This is a genomic window from Paenibacillus sp. GP183 (assembly GCF_900104695.1).
GTDB lineage: Bacteria > Bacillota > Bacilli > Paenibacillales > NBRC-103111 > Paenibacillus_AI.
Genome location: NZ_FNSW01000002.1, coordinates 290,943 through 315,469 on the forward strand (window position 1 = coordinate 290,943; position 24,527 = coordinate 315,469).

General features: G+C 42.5%; 20 protein-coding genes and 1 pseudogene. 19 read left to right on the plus strand and 2 right to left on the minus strand.

Features of this window, described 5'->3' with window-relative positions:
• The first annotated feature begins 194 nt into the window (after positions 1-194).
• The 12 genes and pseudogenes from BLV33_RS28075 to BLV33_RS28145 all read left to right on the plus strand — a co-directional run bounded on the left by BLV33_RS28075 (position 195) and on the right by BLV33_RS28145 (position 13,983).
• Positions 195-830: a hypothetical protein gene (locus tag BLV33_RS28075; RefSeq protein WP_090799663.1), complete on the plus strand. Its 636-nt coding sequence runs from the start codon at positions 195-197 to the stop codon at positions 828-830.
• 32 nt (positions 831-862) lie between these two features.
• Positions 863-1,291 (plus strand): hypothetical protein, encoded by a 429-nt coding sequence (locus tag BLV33_RS28080; protein WP_090799665.1) that lies wholly within the window; start codon positions 863-865, stop codon positions 1,289-1,291.
• A gap of 461 nt (positions 1,292-1,752) precedes the next feature.
• Positions 1,753-2,775: a zinc-dependent alcohol dehydrogenase gene (locus BLV33_RS28085; RefSeq protein WP_216234887.1), complete on the plus strand. Its 1,023-nt coding sequence runs from the start codon at positions 1,753-1,755 to the stop codon at positions 2,773-2,775.
• 733 nt (positions 2,776-3,508) lie between these two features.
• On the plus strand, positions 3,509-4,192 hold the full coding sequence (locus BLV33_RS28090; protein WP_090799841.1) for an IS6 family transposase: 684 nt from the start codon (positions 3,509-3,511) through the stop codon (positions 4,190-4,192).
• 501 nt (positions 4,193-4,693) lie between these two features.
• Positions 4,694-5,896, plus strand: coding sequence for a Rad52/Rad22 family DNA repair protein (locus BLV33_RS28095; RefSeq protein WP_090799668.1), 1,203 nt, complete (start codon positions 4,694-4,696; stop codon positions 5,894-5,896).
• A gap of 75 nt (positions 5,897-5,971) precedes the next feature.
• Positions 5,972-6,414 (plus strand): annotated as a pseudogene (ssb, locus tag BLV33_RS28100) (single-stranded DNA-binding protein).
• A gap of 269 nt (positions 6,415-6,683) precedes the next feature.
• On the plus strand, positions 6,684-7,115 hold the full coding sequence (locus BLV33_RS28105) for a hypothetical protein (RefSeq protein WP_090799670.1): 432 nt from the start codon (positions 6,684-6,686) through the stop codon (positions 7,113-7,115).
• A gap of 459 nt (positions 7,116-7,574) precedes the next feature.
• A protein-coding gene (locus tag BLV33_RS28115; RefSeq protein ID WP_216234889.1) for an IS3 family transposase occupies positions 7,575-8,718 on the plus strand; the annotation gives its coding sequence in 2 pieces (ribosomal slippage) (positions 7,575-7,849 and positions 7,848-8,718; 1,146 coding nt in all).
• Positions 8,719-8,998: 280 nt separating this feature from the next.
• Positions 8,999-10,594, plus strand: coding sequence for a hypothetical protein (locus BLV33_RS28120; protein WP_090799674.1), 1,596 nt, complete (start codon positions 8,999-9,001; stop codon positions 10,592-10,594).
• A gap of 211 nt (positions 10,595-10,805) precedes the next feature.
• Positions 10,806-11,057 (plus strand): AbrB/MazE/SpoVT family DNA-binding domain-containing protein, encoded by a 252-nt coding sequence (locus tag BLV33_RS28125; RefSeq protein WP_171909415.1) that lies wholly within the window; start codon positions 10,806-10,808, stop codon positions 11,055-11,057.
• Between the two features lie 234 nt (positions 11,058-11,291).
• Positions 11,292-11,534, plus strand: a complete 243-nt coding sequence (locus tag BLV33_RS30350) for a transposase (RefSeq protein ID WP_253187296.1) — start codon at positions 11,292-11,294, stop codon at positions 11,532-11,534.
• Between the two features lie 529 nt (positions 11,535-12,063).
• Positions 12,064-13,983, plus strand: a complete 1,920-nt coding sequence (locus BLV33_RS28145) for a S53 family peptidase (RefSeq protein ID WP_090799680.1) — start codon at positions 12,064-12,066, stop codon at positions 13,981-13,983.
• A gap of 422 nt (positions 13,984-14,405) precedes the next feature.
• On the opposite strand, the gene BLV33_RS28150 is transcribed toward BLV33_RS28145, so the two are convergent.
• The gene (locus BLV33_RS28150) at positions 14,406-15,047 is read right to left on the minus strand and encodes a hypothetical protein (RefSeq protein WP_090799682.1); all 642 of its coding nucleotides are present in this window, start codon (positions 15,045-15,047) and stop codon (positions 14,406-14,408) included.
• A gap of 64 nt (positions 15,048-15,111) precedes the next feature.
• Entirely contained in the window at positions 15,112-15,522 is a 411-nt protein-coding gene (locus BLV33_RS28155) for an AbrB/MazE/SpoVT family DNA-binding domain-containing protein (RefSeq protein ID WP_090799683.1), read from the minus strand.
• A 286-nt stretch (positions 15,523-15,808) separates the two neighbouring features.
• Between BLV33_RS28155 and BLV33_RS28160 the strand changes: the two genes are divergently transcribed.
• The 7 genes from BLV33_RS28160 (at position 15,809) to BLV33_RS28190 (ending at position 24,345) form a co-directional block, all read left to right on the plus strand.
• Positions 15,809-16,225: a pilin gene (locus tag BLV33_RS28160; protein WP_090799685.1), complete on the plus strand. Its 417-nt coding sequence runs from the start codon at positions 15,809-15,811 to the stop codon at positions 16,223-16,225.
• Between the two features lie 69 nt (positions 16,226-16,294).
• Positions 16,295-16,612: a PrgI family mobile element protein gene (locus BLV33_RS28165; protein WP_090799257.1), complete on the plus strand. Its 318-nt coding sequence runs from the start codon at positions 16,295-16,297 to the stop codon at positions 16,610-16,612.
• Positions 16,612-17,505, plus strand: a complete 894-nt coding sequence (locus BLV33_RS28170; RefSeq protein WP_090799686.1) for a hypothetical protein — start codon at positions 16,612-16,614, stop codon at positions 17,503-17,505. The genes BLV33_RS28165 and BLV33_RS28170 overlap by 1 nt, the downstream gene beginning before the upstream one ends.
• Entirely contained in the window at positions 17,483-19,585 is a 2,103-nt protein-coding gene (locus BLV33_RS28175) for a VirB4 family type IV secretion system protein (protein WP_090799260.1), read from the plus strand. The genes BLV33_RS28170 and BLV33_RS28175 overlap by 23 nt, the downstream gene beginning before the upstream one ends.
• A complete protein-coding gene (locus BLV33_RS28180; protein ID WP_090799688.1) occupies positions 19,582-21,747 on the plus strand; it encodes a hypothetical protein in 2,166 nt (721 codons plus the stop codon). Before BLV33_RS28175 ends, BLV33_RS28180 begins: the two co-directional genes overlap by 4 nt.
• Positions 21,748-21,834: 87 nt before the next feature.
• The gene (locus tag BLV33_RS28185) at positions 21,835-23,823 is read left to right on the plus strand and encodes a glucosaminidase domain-containing protein (RefSeq protein ID WP_171909416.1); all 1,989 of its coding nucleotides are present in this window, start codon (positions 21,835-21,837) and stop codon (positions 23,821-23,823) included.
• Entirely contained in the window at positions 23,824-24,345 is a 522-nt protein-coding gene (locus tag BLV33_RS28190; RefSeq protein WP_090799691.1) for a hypothetical protein, read from the plus strand.
• Positions 24,346-24,527: the final 182 nt, after the last annotated feature.

Genomic DNA, 24,527 nt, shown 5'->3' on the forward strand with positions numbered 1-24,527 from the left:
TAGCTTTGTTAAGCTAACCGGATACTATAGCTCAATAAACATCAGAAGAAGGCTGCCGACTGCAATAGGTCGGCAGCCTTCTAAGCTAACAGACATTTAAGTTGAATATACAAGAGCTGTAAAATGATGGAACTTATTTGAGCGTTGAACGTCAAATTGAGTAGTTAAAACATACTGGAAGGAGACAGGACAAATTGAAGCTACTTAAAAGCGTTCTCGAAAGAAGGAGAAGTTCTGGTTCAAGATTATCCGAGAATAATCCAAGAAAAAAGGATAATTTAAAGAAAAGCGTGAATCTATTTACCGCAATTTTCATAACCGTGATGTTATCGGCATGTACGGAGCAACCAAAAGCGGAAGTTCAATCGCCACCCGAAAGCTCCCAACCCGTTGCCATTCAGGAACCAGTAGCTGAACTTGAACTGCCCAAAACAGGAGAAGCACCCCCAAATCATTCTTCTCCTCCTAGGGATTGGGAACAGGTGAGCCGACTCCAGCGTGTACTGGGTACAATTACAGATATCCAAATTTCGGATCGTAATGTTCAATCTATTGACCTAAAGGTGAAACAAAACATAAATCCAGTCAATAACCCAGTCGATTACGATTACATTGGGCAGACGCTTCATTTAATTCTAGATGAACCAATGAGTGCTGCAGGAAGTCTCCAAGACAAACTGAAAAAAGGTTCCTCCTTCCTAGTAAATTTCGCTCAATTCGCCATTCCCCCAAAGGGTGAAATCGTACTTGCGTCTAGATTTTCCTATAATTATTTCTTTTACGAACTTAATGGATCTTTTATGGCAGAAAAGGTCAGCCTTTCGATTTAAATGCGGAATTTGAAGCGGCAAAACCAACTACGGTGCCTTCGCCAAAGACGGATAGAAAAATACTGTATGCACTGGATGAAAGCCAACTTACCAAACCGCTTATGCAAATTCCTTACTACCGACATGGAAAGTCCGAACCCTTGCCGGAGACCATTTTCAAACAGTATAACGAGGGACATCAATCGTGGTTAAGCAATCCAGTGACTGTCGCAATAGTCAACTGCTCCAATTTGATAAGCTCAGATGTAGTAGATGTGCTGCAAAATAAAGCGACAATTGGCGAGAAGAAAATCGTCATAGATTCAGAAAGGATCATTACCGAAGTCAGCACGGAAGACAAAGATGTCAAGGTGGGGATGACCAAACCCGGAGGTATCACCTACGACATTACAATGTACGCACCGCAGGGAACGGAAGTATTATTCGTTAAGCAAATTGTTGAAAACACTCCAAGAAAATAACTGACAAGATTTCCGCCAGAAATCCGAAGAGCCAATTTAACGGAGAACGAGAGATTAAATGAACAAGGCCACCGAAATTACTCGGTGGCCTTTTGCACTGCTAGGCGCGCAGCTCAATTGCACAGGTAAAGTTACTAGCAGGAAGACATAAAGCCCACAACAAGTTCCTGACCTTGCCTTAAAAAGGTAGACACACATAAAGCCTCGGTTACTACCGTTAGTCTAATGTCAAAGACTCACCAGTCTTGTATGGCGGTAAGCAATTATTAGACGAATGTGTTCGCGACGATTATAGAATAATTCGATGTATTCGAACACTGCCTTTTTAGCCTCAGAGCCATTCCATGAATAATCCTCACAAACCTGTGAAATAAACTTCTGAATATTGGAAGTTGCCAGTCGATTCTCTATAATGGAGCTTATCTGGGAAGAATTCAGCAATTTTCATGGGAGGTAATAGATTGAAAACGAAAGCATGGTATGTCAAAGCGCCTTTCAACTTCGAGCTTCGCGAAGGCGAGCTGGGGGAGATCGGCGACGAAGAGGTATTGATTCGCGTGAAAGCATGCGGCATTTGTGGAACGGACATGACGAGCGCCAAGACGGGCGCGGCTGACTGGGAGCCGATCGGCCATGAAATTTCGGGCATTGTCGTGCGGAAGGGATCGCGCGTCCGGCATGTCGAGGAAGACAGTTCGGTTACGTTGGAGACGAGCACGTTTTGCCGGACTTGCGAATGGTGCCGGGACGGCCGGTACGATCTATGCAACCGGGGCCCGAGCTTCTGGGGGCGCAACTTCTCCATGGGGTTCGCCGAATTCATCGTCGCCCCTAAGGAGGTTGTCGTTCCGTTCGAAGGGCTTTCCTTCGCGGTCGCTTCGCTTGTGGAGCCGCTCGGCGTTGCGGTCGATCTGACCGAGACGGTCGACATCCGCATAGGCGACGACGTGCTGGTGCTTGGTCTTGGTCCGATCGGCCTCATGGCGCTCAGGCTGGCAAAGCTGCGGGGCGCGCGAAAAATTTATGCGGCGGCCCATTCCCACTCCGTCAAACGCATCGAGACTGCCCTTGCCTTCGGTGCGGACGAAATCATCTACACGGACAAGGTGCCACTCGAAACCTATGCTTTCGACCGGGGCGGGGTGGACCGCGTACTCGTAACGGCTCCGCCGGCGACGATCCCGTCGGCTTTAAAGGCGACGCGAACGGGCGGCGTAATTGGCTTTATCGGCATCGAATTCGGTTCCGGAGCGAATATTACGTTCGACGCGAACGAGTTTCATTTCAAGAAACTGCAACTGCGGGCTTCTCATGCCACCCCCGCGCTCTTCTTCCCGAAATGCATCGAGATGCTCAAGTCAGGCGTGGTTGAAGGCGGCGCGCTGGTTACGCATACGTTCGGGCTAGAACAGTTCGCGGAAGCAATGAAGGAACTGCGCGATGATCGCGGTTCCTCGATCAAGATGGTCATGGTCAACGATTAAGCGAATCGTGAATCAGCAGTTAATCAGGGCCGGACTTAATGAAATTGAGCAGAATGCCGCGGCGTTCTGCTTTGTCATTGAAGTAAAACGGGCAGTTTAACGCAATTAAACTCTTGACTATTATGTAAGTGGTGGGTATTATTGCCATAATGTTAATGAAATGAGGGAAATACATATGTTTAATCAGATGTTAAAACAACAATTTAATCATCACGATAAGCGTTAATACATTCCTTAAATTAGGGGATGGGTTAACGCTTTCCGCGCTTCCCCCCTGTGATATACAACGCGCAGGACCAAGGGTGGTCTAGCGCGTTTTTTTGTTTCCTTTTTTTATAAACAGAAAAAATGAGGGATTAGAAAATAGCGATCATGACAGATGCAAAGGGAAATATCTTTTTAGAATTTGTAAGAATCGCAGAGGAGCAACTCGATGTAATCTCACTCGATGCTCCACTAACACATTCTTTGATTGTGGTGAAGTGTCAGGATAATTACCTATTCCTGTACAACAAATGGAGTGGCACGTCGTGCAGTAGCAGCAGGGCCGGGTGAAGCCTACATTGCAGGTGTCCAACACGTCAGTCAACGATGATGCCGATCTGGAGCGGGAGGCGGTCGAGATGGGAACGAAGTTAGCTTCGATCCCATCTCGATATCGGCGACGACGATTCCGCATAGCCGCTACAGCGGGTTGCCACGACCGGTTCCGGCGCCATCATTCAGCGTATCTTTGGGAACGGGCTGTCGGGTTGTGGTGCAAAGCTCAACCGTGAGATGGTATTTAAAATATAGTTTAAGCTATCGAGACATCGTAGAAATGATGAGCGAGCGGGGTTTAAAGTTATCCCATACAACGATCATGAGATGGGTCCATGAGTTTGGACCCGAAATAGATAAACGAATCCGCAACTATTTGAAACCCTCAAACGATTCGTGGCGAACGGACGAAACCTACATCAAAGTCAAAGGTCAATGGAAGTATTTATATCGGGCAGTTGATTCGATGGGGAAAACGATTGATTTCATGTTATCTGAATATCGTGATATGCCGGCAGCTAAGCGTTTCTTTACAAAAGCTTTGTCCTCTCCACATCATCAATTACCTCGTGTGATCACTTTGGATAAAAACCCAGCATATCCACCAGCCATACAAGAATTAATACATGAAAAAGCCTTGCCAAAAGAAACCTTGATTAGACAGACAAAGTATCTAAACAACATTGTGGAGCAAGATCATCGATTCATAAAAAAAATCACAAAACCGATGCTTGGTTTTAAATCATTTCTAACTGCAGAACAGACGTTAAAGGGAATCGAGGCTATGCATATGATTAGGAAAGGGCAGGCCGAAAATAATTCGTCTGTCCTCTCTGCTGTTGAATGGCTCAATAAAATATTTGGTATTGTGGCATAGCTAATTACAATTTATTAGGTAATTGCTATCTTTTTTAATTCTTGCACCACAACCGGCTGTCGTCATGGCTGACACCCCGTTGCGCAAAATCTGAAGAAAATGGCGAAGTTCATGTGTGGTATCAAGTCACGGATCTTCACGACGGCTTGTCCGGAGGCCATCTGTACTGGCTCTGCGACTTCTGTGAGGAAGATCCGGTCGAGCAGTCCGAGCTAGATCTGACGGACCCGCGCAACACGGAAGATTACGTCATGTTGGAGTAGCTCTATAGCGATCATAAAGCGAAGATTTTTAATAGGGGATAGCAACACTTACTAGTATATGATATGATTTATGCAGTTACTTACTTTTGCTCTATTTTGAGCTTGACTACGAAGATAAAAACCCTATGGGTGGTATGAATTTTTTGGATAGATCTGCCTATTCAAAAAGAGGATACTGCGTCATAGGTTTTTTTGCGTTTGGCGCTTTCAAGTCGAAGTATCAAGGAGATTACTCTCTTTGCTTACTTCGACTTTTTATTTTATAGAGGCATTTAAAATCGATGTGCAGGAGGAGAAGCAGATGACCCAAGTAAGCTTATTTGATCAGCTAAATGCACCATTCCCTTTTGATGCATACGCCGCTAATTATCAAGGTTATGCCTCAGTGAATCCTCAATCTACATCCGATAGGTTGAACGAAGTATTCACTCCAATGGGTTGGAGGTTGGAAACAATCGAGAATCAAGTGGACATGAAATTATTCTCCGTCTCAATTCTTGCTATGATTTCCATTAGAGATGAAAAAGGAGAATGGATCGGAAAAACGCAATTTGGTGACGCAACTATGGTTATTGAAAAAGACGCGAAGACACCCACATCACAGGCAGTAATGGATGCCAAAAAGAAAGCAATGTCTGATGCGTTAAAAAAGTGTGCTTCCCTTCTAGGAGTCGCCTCCGATGTCTACCAGGGTAGAATCCGAGTGGTTAAAGCAAAAGGTGACAATAGGTACTTTCCACTCCTTCAAAAGTTCAATCTTCATTCGGCAAGATTTCCAAATGGAGTTTGCATCCTTCCTGATGATTACAAAGTTTATTATGAGGAGAAAGGGTGGAGCGGAGTTTTTGAATCTGATCTTGCATCTTTAAAGGATAACGAAGGAAAGGGTGGAGGCAACAAAACTACCTCAAATCCAGAATCACTTTCCAAGACAGCTGAGAAGGAAAAAGTAATTGATCCAAATGCAGCCTTAAAAGAGAAATATAAGAAGGGACAAGGCAACTTAGATGGCTTCGATGAATGGTTTAAGAAGATGCAGGAAAAAGGCATGCCATTCTCACAAATGGACTACGTTCTTCAGGATGCAATTAATAAGAAGACCGAGAAAGCGAAACAGGATGCTGCCTCTCAAAAGGCGAAAACTGATGAAAAGAAAACAGTCACAGCGTCCCCCTCAGGTGAAACTGATGGCAACAAAAGCCCGAATACAGATAATGCTGTATTTGAATTATCGGACTTAGAAGCCCTGGGTGACGTAGAATCTCCTTATCTCAAAATGGTGTTTAAGCATAAGGGAATTCCTACTGAAGTTTTCGCATGCGGATCTGAAATGATTGAAGAAGTTGAAAAATTGAACTTGACCGAAGGTAGTAGATGCCACATTTTAACCCGTGAAGCAAAAGGGAAGAATGTTCTGCGTCAAATCCGAAAGGCAAGCTAAAAATGACATAAACAATGCCCCATAAGCCGTTATCTCAAAGGTATCGCAGGGGCTTAACTATGAGGAGGATTTTATATGTTGAATCGTGTCATACTTATCGGGCGGTTGACCAAAGATCCAGAGCTTCGGTACACTCCGGCAGGAGTAGCGGTTACTCAATTTACACTTGCTGTAGATCGTCCTTTCACCAGTTCGCAATCAAAAGAGCGGGAAGCCGACTTTATCAATATTGTTACGTGGAGGCAGTTAGCCGAGACGTGTGCGAACTATTTGCGAAAAGGCAGACTAACAGCAGTTGAAGGCCGCCTTCAGATTCGTAATTATGACAACAACGAGGGCCGCAAGGTCTATGTTACTGAAGTTGTTGCCGATAATGGTTCCTTGAATCAAGCGGATCTACCAACCGTGAATCGGAAGCAGGTACAAGTTCCGGAAATGGGAGATCGAGTGAACAACAAGATCCTTTTATTGATGACGGAAAACCGATAGATATTTCTGACGATGATTTGCCTTTTTAGAATAATTAATTATTCCCTAAAAGTACGTAATGAAATTAGATTAACTGTCCCTTAATCAAAAGGGACTGATAGGAGTCTGATATCGATGCGAGCGAAGGAAGCCACAGCATATTGGCTTATTACCTCTCGCCGCTTCAATAGACTCAATTAGTTTAAAAGACTCTCCAGAGGATCTAGACCAGGCTAACCCGTATATCATTCCGGGAAAACCGTATGTAAGATTCTCCCCGAATTTAGCAGGAAGGGTTGCTGAACAAGATTATTCCTTTTTGAGTGAGGAAGATCCGGACCGTCTTGTTAAGTTATGGAGAGAGGAAAGGAAATTCCTAGACACGTTAGTTAAAGGGTACGATGCAGCTAAAGAGGAGATGATGAGAAGCCGACTTTTAAAGAAAGAGCGCAAACTCTCCTGTAATTTTGGTTCTGTATCGTTGCTCGAGGGAAAGCCGTCCTATGATGTAGAAAGCATCTACCGAGAGCTGGGTGATCAATTTCTTGTGAAATATGGGAAGGTTGATATGCTGCAACTAGACGAGTATATGGCCATGGGTTTCTTAAAGAAGAAAGAGTTAGATCAATTCCGTAAAATTGTAGACGTCAGGTTGAAGTTTGTACTGATTGAGCAAGAAGCGGAAGCAAAGCTATACGATTTTTTCCAAAGAAATTTACAGCGGCTATCTAGAATCTCTCGCGTAGGTTAGGGTGTTGTGGTACAATAAAATTGCCCATGACAACCTGCTCTATAAAGGGTAAAGGTTGTGATTCCAAGTGATATTTATTTTATTTAATGAATCTCCTGTCATGTTGGGACTGCGCCATTATAAGCAAAAGGGCCCGTTCTTTATCATTAAGATGAGACGAAGCACTGGTGATATGATTAGTTACCACCGTGTCGATAAACTCCCTGCTAATTGGTCAGAATCATTCATCGCGGAAATGAAGGAAATTGCTGATAGGTTTTATGTTAACAGCGACAGAAGAATTAATTAGAACAAGGCCACTGCATCCAAAAGGATGAGAGTGGCCTTTCTTTTACTACACTAAATAATTAAGGTATGCCATCATATGGGTTTATATTTGTTTTTAATCCATATGTCGGTAAATAAAAGCCTATAATGCTACATATAAACTAGACAGCAAAAAAGGAGTTTCTTAGTTGTATGACGGGTCCTAGAAGAAAGTTCACCCCTGAAGAAAAAGCACGAATCGTACTGGAAATTCTGAAGGAAGAAAAATCGGCTTCACAGCTAGCAACCGAACACGGCATTCATACGAATGTCCTCAACCGATGGAAAACGGAGGCGATCCAGAACCTCTCGCAATTGTTCGTCGACGATCGGAAAGGCATCACGAAAATGAAAAATGACTACGAACAGAAGATCGATGAACTCTACGCCGAAGTTGGAAAGCTGACAACTCAATTGTCGTGGCTCAAAAAAAAATCTGGCCTCTAACCTTACTCGTGAGGAGCGTGTGGAGCTCTTGGACTGGGAACACCCCGAACATGCGATTGCCGTACAGGCGGAGCTGCTAGGCCTCAATCGCTCCGGTTTGTACTACAAGTCGGTCCCTCCATCCCTGGAGGAAGTTCGCCTCAAGCACCGGATTGACGAAATCTACACCCAGTATCCGTTTATGGGTTACCGAACGATTGCAACGATCCTGAATCGTGAGGGAGATGCGATCCACAAAAATACGGTAAGGATCTACATGCGAGAAATGGGTATTATGGCCATTTATCCCGGTCCCAATCTGAGCAAGCGTAATCTCCAGCATCGAACGTATCCCTATTTGCTCAGAGGGTTACAGATCACACTGCCTAACCAGGTGTGGAGCGTTGACATCACGTATATCCGGATGCAACGTGGCTGGATGTACCTGTATGCCATCATGGACTGGTATTCCCGCTACATTGTGGATTGGCAGTTGGATCAAAGCCTGGAGATCGGCTTTGTGCTAGAAACGATGAACCGCGCTTTAGGAAAGCATCGGCCATCCATTATCAACAGTGATCAAGGCAGCCATTTTACAAGCCCACAATATCTCGATCTGTTGAAAGAGAAAGATGTTCGTATTAGCATGGATGGCAAAGGACGAGCTGTAGACAATATCGTTATCGAGCGCTTCTGGCGCAGCTTGAAGTATAATGAAGTGTATCTCAATGACTACAAGAGCCCGCGAGAGATGAGGCAGGGTGTAGAACGCTATATTCATCTTCACAATCACTACTTGCCCCATCAGTCTTTGCAAAACCATAGCCCTGTTTCTGTGTTTAACCAAAGTGTCGTATTCAGACCCAAATGAGAATAAAGGAAACCAACACCTTTCTCCCGCGCCTTCGCTTGGGCTTTGTCCTCCACATGTGGACAACGCTTTGATGGGAATATTTATCATTTATTCCAATTGAACTCGTGGAAAACAATCCTACATCATGAATTTCATAACGACATTGTGAAGCATTTCACACCTTAAACTAATCTAAAAAACTGTCTTGACATCTTGTAGCACCATAGCCAAGAGTACTTTCGCATAAAAATGCGAGCATTCTCTTGGCTTTTTCTATTATCTAAGGAGGAATGAAGTTATGACAAACCGCGTAGAAAACTTGCGTAAGGACCAGTATTTGAAAGATAGGTTTGAGGAAAAAGGCATTCACAGTTTACTTACCGATATTAAATTTACGGCACATATTGAAGATACCTGGGATGAACTCTGGAAAAAGTATGTTCTATCGGTTATTAAGAAATTCAGATCGGTTGATGCCAACCTATCAAATTGCGAAGAAGTATCTTTCGGGCCGAAGAAGGTAACCTTTGAAATTATCGATGATTTTGGTGATTACCCCAATTTGTTGGGGTTATTAGGATCCATTATTAAATCGAATCCGGAAGCAGTAAATGAAGCGCATGTTATAAAGGTTTCATATGATACGGGTCAGAATTTATTTGAAGGATTTTCCTTGCTTCATCGAGAGATACCTGAAAAGTATCATAATGGGCGTTGGAGGAATATAGGGAAAGAATACCATCGCATTTTTGATATTAAGCGCTTGCTTGGCGAATGTTACGCTTACAATGCCTTTATTCGATATACGAAAGCCAACAAGGAGTATATGCAGCATCGCATAGTAAAGGATATTGTTGAACAATCTCATCGGCAACAATCCACGATCATGCCGAAGGATGAATCATTTGCTAAAGATTTGCTATCCCTAATGAAACATTTTGGGTATGAACAATTTCGAGGCCCGAAAGTTGATTGCCAGATCCCAGCTTGCCTCTTTTACTTAACAGAGAAGGAAAATGGTGATTTAGAGACGAATTTCGGTGATGCGTGCATAAATTTTAGGAATATCATGATACCCATGTTTATTCGGGATATGGCCTACTTACGCGATGATGCAGAGCACATGTCAAATTCAGCAAACGAGTATAGCCGTGCTTGGCAGACCAAGAAAAACATTACCCAAAAGATTCAGCAGCGTATGCAAGACAACGAGTTTTTATCGATGTTTGCCACTGTTGAACTGGACAATGACGTTGAAGTGGAGAAATTCTCCTTACTTGAAAAAGAGCTGGGGGAAATGCGGAAGTTGACTTTTCTGCCGGTTATGAAAGACCACTCGTTTCGAATTCGTAAACTGGGGAATTATCGAGCATTAGGCGTTTACTTTTCCGCTTTTAAAGCTTTGGTTATCGACCTGGACGGACCGGACTCTTTTTTTCATGAAATTGGTCATATGAATGATTACACGTTCAGGCTAGATGGTAGGTTACTTAGTGAATCTTTTGATTTCCTCCCTGTCTATGAAGCATATGTGGAAATGGTTAGGCGGAATGTTAGTCAATTGGTTCCTGGTGATCATTTTTTAGCACAGTGGTTCGGAAAAACAAAATATAATGCTAGTTACTATCTCCGAAATACAGAAGTGTTTGCAAGAAGTTACGAAATGTATTTGTTTGTGGTGAAGGGTATTCGATCTTCGTTCTTGCAGGAGACCTATGAATCACCGGTTTACCCTATGGAAGATGCGTACTTGGAGACAGTTAAACGGTATTTTGACCAATTGCTTCCAGTACCCGAGGTGAAGGCGGAAATTACGCCTGAACATAAAGTATCGTTGTTTGATGCTATCTTTAATAACGACATTACAGCAGAACAGATTACATTTAACATGTGAGGTAGGAGTACCGCTTCAAAGGAGAGCAGAATTATGATGCTCTCCTTTGTTTGGTGGCAATTATTGAATCATGTATCAGATATGTTAAAATAAAGAACTTATACTTTTGGCTTTTTCTATTTCGCTTCAAATTATCCCTGTTGGATTATATAATTGTAAGTAAGTAATGATAAAGTTTTCTTAGTGAGATAAAAAGAAAGGAATGAATGAGATGGATCATATTATAAAAACAGAAAGCGAAATTCGCTCGAAGTATCAGATAACTATTCCGGAAGAAATTCGAAGTAAAGCAAAATTGAATATTGGTGACAAGTTGATTTGGCAGTATGACGATGTAAGATCTGAAATCATAGTTATGCCAAAACCAAAATCCTTCTCCGACAAGTTATGGGGGCTTGGTAAAAATCTGTGGGAAAATGAACGAGCGGATGACTATGTCAAAAAGGAGAGAGAAAGTTGGTAAAATCAACACTGCTTACCGGTATAAAAAATATAGCGATAGATACGAATTTGTTCATTTATCAAATTCGCCGTAAAACCCCTTGCTTTAGCCATGGGGATATAAGGCACTTTGCTCTGTATCCCTTTAGGGATGTTAAGAGCAAATTCTTAAATTCTCTCTTTAAAACATGTTAGATTAACTACATTATATCGAAAAAAGGTACTCAAAGAACCAATTGATACAAGGCTAAAAAGTTTGTTTTTAGAGAAGTACTGTGGTGAAATCGTCAAAAAAACACTATCCGAACGAACGCATCAATGTTCTTGCGGATATGTTGCAGATCGGGACGTAAATGCGGCGATTAACATACTAAACCTAGCTTTGAAAAACGTTGTTCTATTGGCTTACCCATTCCGTTATGGGTTGGGCTTGGTCTGTGCTAGGGATTGGATTTTGTGGTTTAACGTAACTTATTATGCTGACGGAAACGATAGCTAAAAATGGAACTTACAAAAAATTGAACTAAACGGGAAACGACTCTCTGAATTAACCGCCAAATTAAGGGCGGTTTTTCGTATTATCACGCTATCCATTTTTCTGGATAGCCTTTTTTTTGACGTTTTAAAGCAGTAGCCTGGAGAGCGTGGCGGTTTTAGGGGCAAGGATTCCGTAAAAGAAACAGTTCTTCCACTATCCCCAATGACCATGTTTGAGTTGGTACAGCAATGACCTCGCATCACAAGCGAAGCTTTAGGTTTGGAACCATCGTGGGAGTGTCGGTGAAATATCAATTAGAGGTTGTTATCTAGTGTAGGAGTGGATGTGTCCAAAGGATGTAGATTCCTTTGTGGTGAAGTTGCCAGTGATCAATATTATTAAAGGGGCCTATTCTTTGTTGGAAAAAAAACAATACTATGGTCTCATAAATCTGACAAAACCTATCATTTTTAGCGATAGAGAGAATCGATTTGGGGGTGATATAATAGGTTTGAAAGAAACTGCAAATGAAAGGATGTGTTAACAGAAAATGAGAAAAATAATTTTAATTTTGGCTGCAGCAAGTACACTGCTTCTTGGAAGCATTCCAACCGCATTTGCTGACTCGCCTGAGAAATCCGTACCACAAGGAGTAGGTTCGACAATTCTACAAAATTCAGACTATTTTGGAGGCGTTCCGGCCGATACACCAGAAACGGTGGACATTGTAATGAAGATTCAAGATCAGGGTAAACTCGCTCAGTACATAAAGTACATCACAACCCCAGGAAGTGAAAATTTCAGAGAGTACCTAGGTGTGGATCAGTTTAAAAAACTCTTTGCTCCGGAGCCATTCAAACTAAAAGCGGTTACGGAGTACCTAGCACACTTCGGAATTAAGACCTCGGTTCATGCGAACAATTTAGTGATTACTGCAAACGGTACGGCCGGACAATTCAATCAGGCATTTAACGTCGTCATTCAATACGCCAACTATAAAGGCAAAGACTATCACGGAACGAAAACTGAACCCAAAGTACCGTCTCTTGTGGCGGATAACATCCTTTGTATTCTTGGGCTAAGCAATTACTCCAATCTTTCTTCTCGAGCTGTTAAACAACCGGCTGCTTTGGATGAAAGCACACCTACAGGTCCCTTGGCCTTGTCTCCTAGCGATTTAATCAGTAAATATAATGTTAAACCTTTGTATGACAAAGGCGCAACCGGTGCGGGACAGACCATTGGCATCGTGACTTTGGCTGACTTTAATGTAGATGATGCATACGCATTTTGGAATGATCAACATATCACGGTTAAACCGAATCGCATTACCAAGGTGAATGTGGATGGCGGTTCCGGGTGGAACGGATATGACGAAACGACACTCGATGTTGAGCAGTCCGGTGCTCTCGCACCGCAGGCCGATATCCGTGTCTATGTGGGTCCTAACTCTGATACTGGATTTCTTGATACGTTTTCAACGGCCATCAGTGAAAATATCGCACAGCAGGTATCTGTAAGCTGGGGTGAAAGCGAACCAGCAATTAATCTGTTTGTTCAGTTGCAATTGGAAACTCCTGAATATGCTCAAGCCTTTAATCAGCTATTCATGGAAGCCGCTGCTCAGGGCATCTCTATGTTTGCAGCATCAGGTGACGAAGGTGCCTATGATGCTGTTCGTGAATTCGGGTTGGGATCGGGAATTCCGGGAGTAGCCTCACTGTCCGTCGATAATCCTGCAGACAGCGCGTATATTACAGCTGCTGGCGGCACAACGCTACCATTCCATTTCCACTCGAACAAATACAATTATGATGTTCATAACGATCAAGAGCGGGCTTGGGGCTGGGATTATCTCTACGGCTATTTCGATGTTCGCGGCTTAAATAATCCGATAGGCTGGGGTGATCGCTACCTTGTAGGCGGAGGCGGAGGCTTCAGCAAAATGTTTGCAACGCCGTGGTATCAGCAAGGAGTTTCTGGTGTAAACACCTATACCTCCACAAAGCAATGGACAACTAATTCTGACGGTTCTTCTCTCACTCGTGATGCATCCCCAACGATCTTAACTGGAACTGGAACTGGCCGAAATATGCCTGATATATCCATGAACGCGGATCCTTATACAGGCTATAAAGTATTATTCAGTAATCCAGGAACGCCGGGTACCAATCTAGGGTATGCCGTTTATGGAGGCACTAGCTTCGTATCACCTCAACTGAATGGTTTGTCAGCACTTATTAATGGCTTGGGCAACACTCGAGTCGGTTTCTGGAACCCACAAATCTATAGTTTTGCACAAGGGCCTAATTCCCCGCTGCATCCGCTTAATACAACCGGCACTTCTAATGATAACGGGTTCTATACCGGCACAGCCGGCACTATTTACAATCAAGCTACAGGTTTAGGTACCCCCGATGTAGAGGCTTTGGCAAACGCATTCTTAAATATAAAGAAAGATAATAAGTAAATTCGTTTAGCATAGCGAGAATGTCATTGTATAATTCAATAAATGGCCAAAAGCAGATCCAACACGGATCTGCTTTTGGTCATTCACAACAGATCTGTTGATTATAAAGAAGATTTCGGGCACGAGGGTAATGGTAATTTTGTTTATAATCTCGTTCAGTTCAGTTTATCGTACGTGAAGAGTCTGTCCGGACAAAACAAGAAGCAGAAAATTTCGTTGAGACTGGATTGTTGACGAGCCAGTATGGCAACCATTGCCGCATTGGGTATTGGAATAACCGATGATTCGAAATTGAAAAGGCAGGAGCGTAAATGTTGAAGACGGAAAACACGAAACTATTTGAAAAAGTTTTATCGAGTGATTAAATCAAAAAACGTGACTGCTTCATTTTCAGCAGTCACGTTTTTTTAATTGCACACAGTTTATGCGATCGAGTGAAATGGGGAAATAGCTGCATGATCTCCGCAATCGAATTTTGTCTTTCTCACCGCGATGCTAACCGGAAGACCTTTGCATACCCAGGCCATGGATGTTTTGATTTGAGCCTCATTGTTAATGCTGTTTTTGATATAGGTAATATCGGTTGAAGAAAGCTTTGCTTCCAGAAAAGCAATATCGGCATTAGCATACTCAGATATCTCATTTGGCGACACTTTCATGTAATCTTTGGCTTTAGGCTCTTTTTTCGTCGCCAATACATAAACTCCATTGGTTTTCTTCAACATTTCCACAATGGTAGATCCGATCAGGTACAGCAGCATGATGGAAAATATAATGCCAATCATGAAGCCTATTCCAATACTTCGGGCGACTTCCTGATCCTTTAGCCATTCCTTTCCGATCAACCCCATGCCAGCCATTCCCTTAGAGAACGAAGGAGCAACAAAGAAAAAAGGATAGAAGAGAGCGAAGATTGCGATAACAGAGATTGAAAGAGCGAGCCATATCTTTGAGTTAAATTTAGAAAGTCCGTAAATGATAACTGCCCCGAATAGAAGAAAAACAGGAATGTCAGACTTATAATTCATGGCTCCTTGCACATAAAAAATAACTTGATCAAACATGAAAACAACTCAATTTGTATGTATTTTGTAGGCCCATGGCCTAAAAGATACCAAAATTCTAATTCTAGTCTGTAATCAATCCGTAGGTACGGTAAAACTTTACCGATTCTTCTGTAATAAAACGATTGTAGATAGGATGGTCGAGCGCATTCTTGAGTTGACTCACCTGATCATCGCCTATAACCAAGGCTTTGAAACAGTCTTTTCGGCTAGTTTTTATTTTTTCATCAAGCCATTCCCGATCAATGGATTTTCTTGTTTTGTCTGCAAAACATTCAAAATAGTTATCTGCCTTATCTCTGTAGAATACCCTATAGCCGAGATCCATAACGGAGGGGGTTGCTTTTGACATAATGATTTCACCCTCTGCATTGCTAGTAAAATCTACCACCGATCCTACATTCAATCCTAAATGATCCCTCAACTTTTTTGGAATTGTTATTTGTCCCTTGCTTGTTAATGAAGCGGAATACATGTTAACCATCTCCTTACTTTTCCTTACCAAAAAGTGTAAGGAAAAGTAAGGAAAATGTAAAGAAGTATTTTTATTGCCAGAACCAACAATTTTCGATAAAATAAGTGTAAGCAATAGTAAAATATTGGGCGATATGTGCTCAATTATAATAAAAAGAGCGGAAGACGCAAAAACAGTACCCTACCCAGGGTTAAGTTTTTGCGTCTTTTTCATTTTCAAGGGGGGTGAACCTGTTCGGTTTGCGGTAGGACAACTTAGCTAACTATTAATCAGGAGGTTTTCGGGAATGTCTAAAAAGAAGAAATTTTGGAAAAATGCTTTACCTTACTTAATGGTTTTTACTTTAATGTTTTCTTTTTTGTCCTTTATAACTTTGGTTTCACCTCATGCCGCACTAGCAGATGACTTTACCAATGGTGCTAAACTCGGAACAACCGGTAACGGCGCAATAACTGATATTACGAATGAGCTAAAAAAATGGATCACAAACATACGCATTGTTGGAGCTGTGCTGTGTGTAATCAGTATTGTCTGCGGAGCTATCGTTTTTGGATTCTCATTAGGTAACGCACAAAAACGTGCGATCGGAACTGGAGCTATGATTTCTGCAGTTATAGGAATTGTTGTCATAGCAAAAGCTCCAATGCTGGCTGACTACTTTATTAATGCCGCAACAGCTGCTCCTACTACGACTACACAATAAAAAGAATTCCCCTAGTCTTGCCCCTACAGACGTAGGGGCTTTTATCATCCTATAAAGGAAGTGAAGTGCATGCGTGCACGTATGCCTTTTGATACGGAAAAAGAGCGGCGTCCGGTGAAAATATACGATTGGAGTTTTTCTTGGCGGCAGACTGTTTATTTTGGCGCAGGTGCGCTTTTGCTTCTCCAATTGTGCCAGTGGGTATATACGGATTCTCTTAGTTTGATTATTAATTTTGTGTTTTTTGTTGTATGTCTGCCTGTGGTGATTCCATTTGTGATTTTTGCTTTATTCAGACACCCGCAAACAGGACATTATATGGATCGCCATCTATGGTATATGTTCAGGCATAAGAAGACCCAGAGTGGGGTTTGGAGGAGACGTTAATGTGGGATTTGTTTATGTACGTTGGGATTGGCCTTATCGTTTTTATTATGTATCGGGGTATGAATAATAAGCCAATCATCCCTGGTATGGGGGGGGAATCCAAGAAACTGAAAGTTAACAAACGGGAGGCGGCAGCAAAGGGGAAGGAGATTCTCGGAGATTTCAAAAATTTACTCGGCATTAAGGAAATGTACGGTAATATCGTTGAACTCAAATCTGATAACAAGGACGTTCGGAAATTTATTGGTTCTGTTAAGTGTGAGCCAATCAATTATGACCTAAGATCCTATGATGAACAGGCTGAAACGGACAGAGCTTATGAGCATTTACTTGCCAGTCTATCACTTGGGCCGGGTAGAGAAGTAAAAATTGCGACTCACCTTCACTCACGCCCGATTGAACTTTTTGACCAAATGAAACTTTATTATGACGCTTTTCCAAATTTGGACGCCGTTGCTCAGCGGTACGCGCAAACCATGTTTTTTCCGTTTATGGAGAGCTGGCAAAAGGGAGTTGAGGAATATGACTACGCAAGATATTTCATTGTGATGTTGGAGTATACGGAAAAAATGCTAGGTGATATGGATGAAGACTCAATTCTCGTCAAAGTCAGAAATGAGTTCGGACGATTATCGGGAAATATCATCAGTAATTATGGTCGTATGGGTGGTATAGCGGAAGTCTGCCAACAGCAGGCGGTATTCGAAAGTTTATATTTTGCCACACATAAAAAGACCGGGAGCATTGAGAAATTCCGACGTATTTTTGAAGCGGTGAATCCACTTTCATCCGTTGTTATGACTGACTACTCTAATGAAAATTCTCGTGAAGCTTATCGATATCTGGAAGAAGAGGAGGAGGCCAAGGAGAATGAATCTAAAATTGCTGGATAAAATCAGGGGAAAAAAGAATATTGAGCTGAGCCTTACGGAAGTTGATTATACAACTGATTCACATGAGATTAAGCGTTCAACTTTCTTTGATATGATTGGTTTGAATGGCCATGACATCCCCGCGAATATTCGCGATATTGGTTACCAGAGTGAAGGGGCGGTTAGTGATTATCCTTTTCGTTCTTTTATTTTGGAATTTGGAGCAACAACATTAACTACAGGAGCACTTGAAACACTTTATCGTGCAGGCGCCGTTAATGTTACTTTTTATATGACCAAGTTGACTAAGAGCCAAGCCGTTCGTGTTTACAAGTCCGCCGCTACCGACGAAGGCGCACGACTTGTTAACATGTTAAAGAGTGGAAATGATCTGGAAGCAGCAGATGCACAGAAATCAATGGAGCAAGCCAAGCGGTTATTAGACGAAATATCAGATGGTTATAATGATGGATTCTTAGGCACATGTGTGGCGACTGTCTACGCTCCGGATGAGAAGACGCTCGATAATATAGGGATGATCATACAAGATGATTTGATTGGAAACGACCATAATTTACGCGTTCTTTATGACCGTCAGCGAGATGGATGGTTATCTACGCTACCCATTGGTAATAATCGGCTTAACGAACGTGGTGATCGCCGTTTTTTTGAACGTACATCGCTTGTTGCCGCTTCTCCTTTTTATTCATCCAAGATTCCTTATTCAGGTGGTGTTCCAATTGGGATCAATAAACATACGTACACGATGGAGTTTCTTAATGTTTTTGCGAAGTATTTAGATTCTTATACTTCTGTGATTGTAGGAGCAAGCGGCAGCGGTAAATCATTTAGCAATAAGTATATAACCTCTTCGCAAGTACTTCTTGGATACCGCATTTTTTCGATAGATCCCGACGGAGAGAATGGCCCTGTTTGTCGCCTCATGGGAGGCAGAGAAGTAGAAATTCGGGAAGGCAGTAATGTTTGTATCAATGTATGTGCAGTAACAGAGGAAGAGATTGAAGTCACTCAGGCTAACGGACGTCGGGTTAATAAGGTAGTTGTTCCACTAGGTTCAAAGAGCGGGCAACTGCTTAAATTTTATGATAAGCTTGCCGGTGGTTTATCGTCGGAAGAAAAAGCAGTTATTAAGAAAGCGATCATGGATGTTTATACGGAATTTGGTATCAACGACAATCCGGACTCTCTCTACGAAAATGAAAAGGTTCCTTTCCGCAATGAGGCAGGCGGTATTGAGTATAAGAAGCAGCGGAAGCCGGAAATGACCTTAACGGACATATATAGACGTATCATGATGAATTGTACTAGGGGCGGAAATCTTGAAACTTATCAATATGAGGAAATAACAGATCCGTTTGCAGCGCGTTTACTCAAGGTACTTCGCAGTTTTCTACGCGATTATCCGGATGGTAAACTCTTGGATGGGCAAACGAATTTTGACGATGGAAAACCAATTGACAACATGCTCGATGAGGTTTGCTGGATTAATTTTAATATCAAACCCATCGAGGGTAGTGATATTTACGATTTAATCAACTACGTAATTTATACACTAGGCTGGGAATATTTCATTAAGCGGCCGTCTCTTCGGAAATATAGAAAACGGGTTAAAGCGGAAGAAGCTTGGCGCCTCAAACGTATTCCCGGTGGCATGGAATTCGTAGAAGATATGGGGCGCCGATCCAGAAAGTATAATGGCGGCATCGATATTATTACACAAGATTTGACTCCATTTCTTGATGATCCCAATGGGATTGCTGTTGTTAAAAACGCAACGACGGCCCTATTCTTACGGATTGGACAAATAGCCACAGATGAGAAGCAAAGGCTAAAATCTATCTTTAATTTCTCGGAAGGTGAACTTGATATTATTTGCCGTAGACCACCAGAGTCTGAAAAGGACGATAGTAAAGGGGAAGGCATTCTCCGTGTCGGCGGAAGCTCGGCGTATGTCAAAGTTACCGTTTCCGATGAAATGCGTAAGTTCATTGATACAGACCCTGACTATTTGCAAACTCATGGATTGCTGCCTGAAGTCGAAATTGATGAAGTCCTTGATCAGATAGGTGCTGAAGAATGATGAAACCGAGAGGGAAAGTATTTGCGGTACTCATGATATTGTTCATTACGACAAGCATCTTTCTTCCAATAACTGCTATGGCAGCACCAGTTTCCGATACTGATCCTTGGTATGTTAAGCCCATACTTTGGATCCTTGATCAAATTCTTTCGGTTTTCGGTGGTATTCATGACCCGGCAGACCATGTTTTTTATCACAGCTGTTTTAAGGATGAGGTAGGTTGCGACAATAAAGTTTGGGGTATGTACACTCAGGATAGCTATAATCATGTGATTCGGCGCGGTTTTGCTTTATTTTCTGTAGCAATCACTTTTATCATTACCGCAGCCATTATTAAAAGCGGAGTACTTCTTTCAACAAGCCCTCTTTCATCAACTCTTAAAGTTGAGACAACTGAAACTTTTATCAAATGCTTATTGGCAATGGTATTAATCGGAAATTTTTTCACAGTTTCCGGAAGTTTCTTTAAGGCGAACAACATGATCGTGAGTATGGTCTACCAGGACATTAAGAATCCGGTAGATTTATCTAGTTACGGTCCGGATCTCAATGGAAATATGCAATCAAAGGTACCGGATGGGCAGCGGGTTGTGATGAGAGATTTTAGTGCAAATCAGAATGGATTAGGGAAAGTAATTGTTTCCTTTGCAACTAGAGGATTAGCCATATGGTGGGAAGTGTTTTACCTTCAACGATTTCTCTTTATCTCGCTCATGATCGTTTTAGCCCCTCTTTGGATTGCCGTCATGTTTTACCCGATGCTTCAAGGGATCACAATGGCGGCTTTCAAAGAATTATGGTCGCAAATTGTTGCGCAAGCTGTTCATGCGGGTTTATTTTGGCTCTTCTTTAATATATTCGACAAGGATATAGGATGGTTTCATGTTACAGTCGCCATGGCTTTATTCATTCCACTTTCTGAATCTGTCCGGTTTATCTTTGGTTCAACAAGCCAAACAGGTTCAAAATTAGCCATGGCTGGAACAGCAGCTGGGCTAGGAGCTTTCATGCATATGGGGAGAGCTGTGGGTGACCTGAAAAATGGCTTTTCTACTGTACGTGAACACTTAACTAAAAAAAGTGAAGGAGCGGAAAGTGAGGGAGCTTCTTCGTATGGAGGCGGAGGACAACATGTAGCTTCCCGGGTTGCTTCCGTAGCGGGGATAGGTGGCTTTGGAGGACCCGGCGGAAGTAGAGGGGCAATAGCAACAGGCGGCGGCGATTTTGGAAACCGTATGCGTTTAGCTGGAGGCATTGCCGGAGCGCTTGGAAAAGCGGGCGGGCGTATTGCCGGTGCATCGATGGGTACTGGTTTAGGGCCGCTTGCTCAACATATCTTCGCGGAAGCAGGGGCTTCAGTTGGTGATGGCGTCGGTTATCGAGCGGGAGCCATTGCCGCAGCCGGTACCGAAGGAGCTATTAATGGTTCTAAAGCTTGGGCTAATAGCACAAAACAACATTATGCAGATCGGATGGATGTAGTTAATAATCATGAGCCACTGCAAAATACTGATCCCGTTACAAAGGCTGCGGTCAAAGGTGTCGAAGCTGTTGGTTCAGCTGTAAAAGGAATGTTTGGTGGTGTTGGTCCGTCTGACCCGGCCGTTAAAAGATCGAACATGCAAAAAGTATATGGTGCAATCGGAGAAGTGGTTGGAGGAAAAGGCGGTTATCAAATAGGTGAAGGGTTTGCCAAATCTCGCTATGCCGGCACACCACTCAGCCCTAAATCTTTTAATCATGATCAGAATTTATTCACGGTTGAATCGCGAGATGGAAGTTTTCTAGCAAGAGAAGGGGAAGACGGCCATTATGAACGCATTTCGAATATTGGAAAAGGAAATGCGGCTCTTGCAAAAGGCCAAGTTGTTGCAAAGCCATATGTGGCAAGCAAAGAGAATGGGCAACCATTCTCGATCAAGCCTATTATGCAGCCATCTGCTACCAAACAAGGGTTTATGGATGAGGCTCCTGCAGTTACTTTTAATTCCGAGGGACAACAAATGGTATATGAAGGAAAAACGGTTAGTCCGAGCGATTTCTTGGAAAAGGGCCGTCCATCAAGTTATGTGGACATACGCAGAAAGCAGGTCAATATTCCTACGTTGAAGCATCCATTACAGGCTTCAAATCCATCTGCTATTAAGCGATCACTCCCATAATTTTATCTAAAGGCTCATTGCGTCTAAGGATGAATGAGCCCTTTCAAAGTGAGGGGGAATAGCGCCCGGGCAGTGGCGCGATATCGTATGAGTATGCTCGATGACTTAGCTTCAGGAAATGCCCTCGGTGCAGCGGGGAAAAAGGTAAAAGATAAACTTAAATCAACTTTAAAAGCAGCCATTAAAAAGCTAGTAAAAAAACTAGTCAAGCAGCTGTTTAAATTATTATTAAAGTTGCTTGCAAAAGCAGCAGCAGCACTTATCGCTTCTTTTGGACTTCCTACTCTCCTTGGTCTTGTAGTGGTCTTTATTGTTGGAGGTGCGTTAATATATGTGTCTTTTACTTTTGGCTGGCTAGGAGCAGATAGTTCTAAAACCGCCTCGGAGCTTTCGGCAGCCTACACAAGGGCTATCGAGAGGACCACTGATCTGCCAGAATATCGACCACCAATGATTGTAGTTCAAGCGATTGACAATATGAGATTAACCAAAGAGGGAATGGTAAATGTTACGGATATAGATCCTGAGGCCGTAGCCAGCGCATTAAAACCTGATCTGACTTATAAAAATTTCATTAATACAACCACGACTGTCACAACAACGACTCATGAGACAGAAACAATTAATGAAGATGGTACAACGAGTACATCGGCATATACCACTTCCAGTACGAGCGTTTCGCACACAAACTTTAGTTTGCTAGTCAAGGCTCATGCATGGAATCGCCTCGAAGATATACTTTACCATCAAGTTACCACTGTGACTAACAGTTCATCGGGTGATTCGTCCTCGGTAATTACAACAACTGTTTGGGAAAGAGATCCCGAGGCATGCAATTTCGGTGGTTCTGGTGACACAAGCGGGGGTGGTTCTCCAGCGGCCGCTCCTTTAACTGGCATTGGAAACAGTACAAATCCTTTTTTTATAAGTTACTCTCCTGGTGCTATCGAAGAAAGCAGGAAAAGTGGCATCCCAGCCAGTGTTATACTTGCTCAAGCCGTGCAAGAAGGGGGTTGGGGTAATAGTGAGTTAACCTCAAAGTATTTTAACTTCTTTGGGATTAAGGCACAGGCGGGAGACGGCTGGACAGGTCCAACTGTGAATATGGGTACCAGTGAATATCAAGGAGGTTGGACGCTAATTATTGCCCGCTTCCGCGTATATGGAAATGCGAGAGAAGGATTTGCCGATCATTCAAAATTTCTATTAGAAAATGGCCGCTATAAAACGGCTCTTTCCAAAAAGAATCCGTATGAATTTGCCAATGAATTGCAAAAAGCTTCATATGCTACAGATCCAGGCTATGCAACGGCACTTAAAAATATCATGCATCAATACAATCTACTTCAATACGATTTAGACGGTGGGATTGATGCTGTCACAGGGAAACCTTATGAGGACGTCGCGTATGTTCCTGGTCCGGGAAGCATGATTGTCGGATGTGGTACACCGGATTTTACGAAGTTTGATGCCCTTCTACATAAATATAATTTTTCATCAGATGATGTCATGATCATTTCGGAAGGAATTAAGGAAAACGATCCAAGCCATAGTTTCCTTGCCGGTTATAACGGAGACTTTGGTAATGCTCTTTCCGAAACTCCTTTAGTTGGTTCGATTAATGGAGATTATGTTGAATCAATCCCCGTTCAAGCTGGACAGATGCTTTGGCCAACGACCGCACAGAATCTCACTTCTGGCTTTGGCATGAGGGTAAATCCTACAAATCATGTGTTAAAGCTACATAAAGGGATAGATATTGCTCCATCCAATTTCGATTATCGGGAATACCCGAACATAGCAGCTATGGATGGACTTGTTGTAGCTGCTGGATACACGGAAGATGGATATGGTTTTAAAGTAATCATTGATCATGGAAGTGGTCTTGAAACATTGTATGGTCATATGAAGGCTGGCAGTTTGAAAGTCAGTATTGGTCAAAAAGTTAAAGCGGGTACTGTACTAGGTATCATGGGCGCTACAGGTGATGTAACGGCAAGACATTTACATTTTGAGGTGCATTATAATGGTAGGCCAGCTAATCCTATTGGTTATGTTCACAGGGAGGCGAGTTAATTGCGTATATGGCCTACCATTATAGGTGGATGGCTGATCATCATGGTTTGTATATTCGTTCTTCCCAACATGTTCCATAAAGCATCTGAGCCTGTTACAGCCTCGCGTCCTATGGATGTCTTAGATAAACAAGGAGGACCCGTTATAGGCGATTCTGGGTCTCCTGAAAAGGTGCGAGACGTAGTAATGGCTTTTCTCAATTTAATCAATGAAGGAAAGCTGGATGAAGCCGCAACGTATGTGGATGGAAATCACTTACTCAATTTGATGGCAAAAGATAAACCTAAAGATCAAAACGATTATATTGATAATTACGTTCATTTGTTTAATGCGGGAGAAATGGGGCGGGCCAAGATCAGCCCCCCGAAAGTTATTTCATATAACATGAGCTGCACGGTGGAGATCGAACTGAAGAATAATAAGAAAATAACTTTTGTCATTGGGTTATCAGAGATGGTTAACGATGAGGGACCACAGAAAGAGAAGCAATGGTTTTTAACGAAGATCGAGAAAAAAACATAATAAATGAAGGGAGACTTTTAAATGGGATACAAGGGACATATCTTAATAACAATTTGTAGTATTATGATGTTTTCAGACAGGGGTTCGACTCCCCTCGCCTCCATACTAAAAACCCGCTCATAGAGCGGGTTTTTGCTTTTCCTAGGATTAAATTGTAGACGAATTGTAGCCGAGAGATTTTA